General features: G+C 74.8%; 2 protein-coding genes. One reads left to right on the top strand and one right to left on the bottom strand.

Going from position 1 to position 3,992, the window contains the following annotated elements; all coding sequences use genetic code 11:
* The coding region (locus tag EAD89_RS29935) for an adenylosuccinate synthase (protein ID WP_121678022.1) at positions 1-1,275 on the bottom strand (1,275 nt) is incomplete at its 3' end.
* Positions 1,276-1,399: 124 nt separating this feature from the next.
* Here EAD89_RS29935 and EAD89_RS29930 point away from each other — a divergent pair.
* On the top strand, positions 1,400-2,488 hold the full coding sequence (locus EAD89_RS29930) for a diacylglycerol kinase family protein (RefSeq protein WP_121652170.1): 1,089 nt from the start codon (positions 1,400-1,402) through the stop codon (positions 2,486-2,488).
* Positions 2,489-3,992: the final 1,504 nt, after the last annotated feature.

The following is a 3,992-nucleotide window of genomic DNA, read 5'->3' as shown; positions in this document are numbered from 1 at the left end:
GTGGAGGAGGACGTTTTCGTCTCGGCCGGGGCCTACGCCTACGACGCTCACCCTGGTGTTGCAGAGTTCTTCGACGCGGGCGATGTAGCGGCGGGCGTTCTCCGGCAGCTCGTCAGCGGTGCGGGCCTTGGTGATGTCCTCCCACCAGCCGTCGAGCTCCTCGTAGACGGGCGTGGCGTGGTGGAAGTCGGTCTGGCTCATCGGCATGTCGTCGACCCGCACGCCGTTGATCTCGTAGCCGACGCAGATCGGCACCTTGGGCAGCCCGGTGAGCACGTCCAGCTTGGTGATGACCAGGTCGGTGACGCCGTTGAGGCGGCAGGCGTACCGGGCGACGACCGCGTCGAACCATCCGCACCGGCGTTCCCGACCGGTGGTGGTGCCGTACTCCGCGCCGATCTTGCGCAGGTGGTCGCCGTTGGCGTCGAACAGCTCGGTCGGGAACGGGCCCGCACCGACCCGGGTGGTGTACGCCTTGCTCACCGCGATCACCTTGCTGATCGCGGTCGGCGGGATGCCGGCGCCCACGCAGGCGCCGCCGGCCGTCGGGTTGGACGAGGTCACGAAGGGGTACGTGCCGTGGTCCATGTCGAGCATGGTGGCCTGGGCGCCCTCCAGCAGCACCGTCTCGCCCCGGTCCAGGGCGTCCCAGAGCATCGCCCGGGTCTCGGCGATGTACGGCTTGAGCCGCTCCGCGTACCCCAGGTACTCCTCGACGGTCGCCTCGAGGTCGATCGCCTTGCGGTTGTAGACCTTGAACAGGATCTGGTTCTTCTCGCGCAGTGCGAGTTCCAGCTTCTTGCGCAGGATGCCCGGGTCGAGCAGGTCCTGGAGCCGGATCCCGATCCGGGCCACCTTGTCGCCGTACGCGGGGCCGATGCCCCGGCCGGTGGTGCCGATCCGGGACGAGCCGAGGTAGCGCTCGATGACCCGGTCCAACGCCCGGTGGTGCGGCATGATCAGGTGCGCGTCGCCGGAGATCCGCAGCCGGGAAACGTCCACGCCCCGCTCGGCCAGCCCGTCAATTTCGGTGAGCAGCACCTTCGGGTCGACCACCACGCCGTTGCCGATGACGATCATCGCGCTCGGCGAGAGCGCGCCGGAGGGCATCAGGTGCAGTGCGTACTTCTGGCCGTCCGGGGTGATCACCGTGTGGCCCGCGTTGTTGCCACCGGAGTAGCGCACGACGTAGTCGACCCGCTCACCCAGCAGGTCGGTAACCTTGCCCTTGCCCTCGTCGCCCCACTGAGCGCCGAGGAGCACGATCGCTGGCATCTTTTCCGCCTCCAGAAGGCTCGGGTGCCAGGTGGCGACCGGTTGGCGAGCCCGGGGTGTCAGGTTAACAAGTAGTGACGGCGCGGCCGGCAGGGGTCGCGTCGAGAGGCAGGAGGCTCCTTCCGTGTACGACGTGGTGCTGCTCACCCTCGGTTCGGAGCGGGACGCTCCCGGGGGCTGCGGCAGCGGTGGGGCCTGCTGCGGCGGCGCGACCGGAGCCGACGCCGACCCGACGACCGGTGCCGGCAGCGCCGACGATGGCACGACCGGCCCGGCCGGCGATCAGACGACCGGCGCGGCCGTTGGCGGGGCGGGGGGCGCTGCGGACACGTGCGTCACGGAGCGGCCGCGCGTGCCGGTGCTGGCCTGCGTCGACGCCCTGAACGCCCGGGGTGCCCGGGTGCAGACGGTCACCGCGCGCTCGGACGCCGACATCGACGAGGTGCTGTCCCGGCTCGACGGTCCGCCGCGCCCGGATGGTCTGGCCTGGCCGGACCCGGACGGCAAGACCCGGCTGGTCGTCGCCACGGCCAGCGACGGGCAGTTACGCGCCGTGCTGCGCCGGCTGGTCCGGCGGTACGCGCCAGCGCCGAGCCGCCGCCCGGCGGACCTGCCCGCTGACCGGACCCTGCCCGACCTGCCGCCGGTGGCCGTACTTCCGCTCGATCCGGCACGTGGCGGCACTCACCGGGACCTGGCCGCGCAGCTCGGGCTGCCCCGCGACCCGGCCGCGGTGGCCGCCGCGGTGCTGGACGGCACGCCGCGCCGGCTGGACCTGCTGCGCAACGACGGCGGCTCGGTGACCCTGGACGGCGCTCTGCTCGGCGCCGCCGACGACGCCGGCCGGCCGCTGCACTGGCGGGCCCGGGTCGAGGTGGACGACACCATCCTCACTGACGGTGACGAACCGCTGCTGGCCTGTGCGATCGGGAACGCCGGCGGGTACGCGACGCTCGACGACGTGACGTTGCTGGCCGCGCCGGATCCGGCCGACGGCCAAGTCGAGGTCGCGGTGGCCGTGCCGGTGGTCGTCCGCTCAAAGCTGGGCAGGAAGCGGGTACGCCTGGAGGTGCGGCGGGCTCGCGGGCGCGCGGTGTCGGTGCTGCCCAGGGAGGGCAAGGTGCCCTACCTCGACGACGGCGTCGAGGGCGAGCTGACCCGCAAGCGGTCCTGGTGGGTCGAACCGGGCGCCTGGGCGGTCTGGTCGATCTGACCCCGGCTGCGCCGACCGACCCTCGTCGGCCGGTGGGCCTATCCTCGCAGGAGGACTGGGGAGGGGCCGTAATGGACGAGAACGCCGACCGGGCGCAGGTGCCCGGCCAGCAGCCGGTGCCGGAGCGGGACATCGAACCACTCTGGCCACCCGATGCGACCGACCGGGGCGCGGACGCCGCAGCACCACCATGGGCGTCGATCTCCGAGCAACGGGGTGGCCCACCGTCGTCGGCCGCGCCGCCATCGACCGTGCTGCCGCCGGTGGCCGTGCCGCCGACGGGCCGCCCGCCGGTTCCCGGGCAGCCCGGGGCCGCGGCGCTGCCCCCGCCGTCACCGTCCGACTACCCGTCGCTCACGGGTGCCGTGCCGGCGCCCGGCGGCTGGGGCGTCAGCGGCCCCTCCGGCACCGCCTCGGGCTGGGCACCGGGCCAGCCGAGCTGGCCACCGCCTGCCGACCCCCCGGCGTCCGATGCTCCCGGGCCGACGGTCGACGACGCCCGACCCACGCCGTCGACCACCGATGCCGCGTCCGGCGCACCAGCGAGCGGGGCTTCCCGAGCTGCCGGGCCTGCCGCGACTCCCGGCTCAGCACCCGATGCCGGCTCAGCATCCGATCGCGCCTCGGCCACCGGCCCTGCTGCCTGGAACGGCGCGGCGGGCGCGACCGCCGGTTCGGCGACCGGCTCGACCGGGCCTGCGAGCAGCGGCACACCCGACGACACCGGCGCCGCGGCATCGCGCAGCGCGACGCCGGCGACGAACCGCCCGACAGCAGCGGCAGGCGCCACGTCAGTGGTGGCCGACCCCTGGGCACCCAGCCCCCGACCGGAGGCGGCCGATCCAACGCCGCCGGCAACCGAGCCAACGCCACCGCCGGCAGCCGGGCCGACACCGCCACAGGCAGCCGGGCCAACGCCGCCGCAGGCCATCAGGCCCACGCCGCAGGCAGCCGTCCCCGGGCCGATGGCGACCGGCCCCACACCGCCACAGGCAGCCGGCGCGGGGCCGGGGACGGCTGGCTCCGGGCCGCAGGCAGCCGGGCCCACGCCGGAGACAGCCCACGACGCGCCGCTGAGAGCCGGCTCAACGCCGCAGGCAGGCACCCTGCCCGACGCGGAGACCTCCAAGCCGGGAGCAAGCCCCACACCTGGCGCGGGAAGCGCCGCAGCAGGAACCGAACCGGCGAAGGCCGCTGATCCCGTCCCGGCCCCGCCGATCGTGCCGGGTGGCGTCGACCTGGACCTGCCGTTCACCCTGGACCGCCCGGCGGCCCCGGCCGCGCCGGCCGACCGCCCGATCCCCGACGATGCGGCAGCGAGCGAATCCGTGAGCTCGGGCCCCGTTGCGGCGGAGTCGGCATCGCCCCCGGCGGGCGGAAACGGCGTCGGGGACGGACCGGCCACCGGAGCGGCACGGCCGGCGACCGAGTCGCCCTGGGCGTATCCGCCGCAGCGGCCGGCCGGCGCGACCGGGACGGCCCACGACGAGGCGGCCGCCGGCAC

The organism is Micromonospora sp. BL4 (genome assembly GCF_003667505.1).
In the GTDB taxonomy this organism is placed as follows: Bacteria; Actinomycetota; Actinomycetes; order Mycobacteriales; family Micromonosporaceae; genus Micromonospora.
This window is presented reverse-complemented; position numbering and strand designations above follow the sequence as displayed.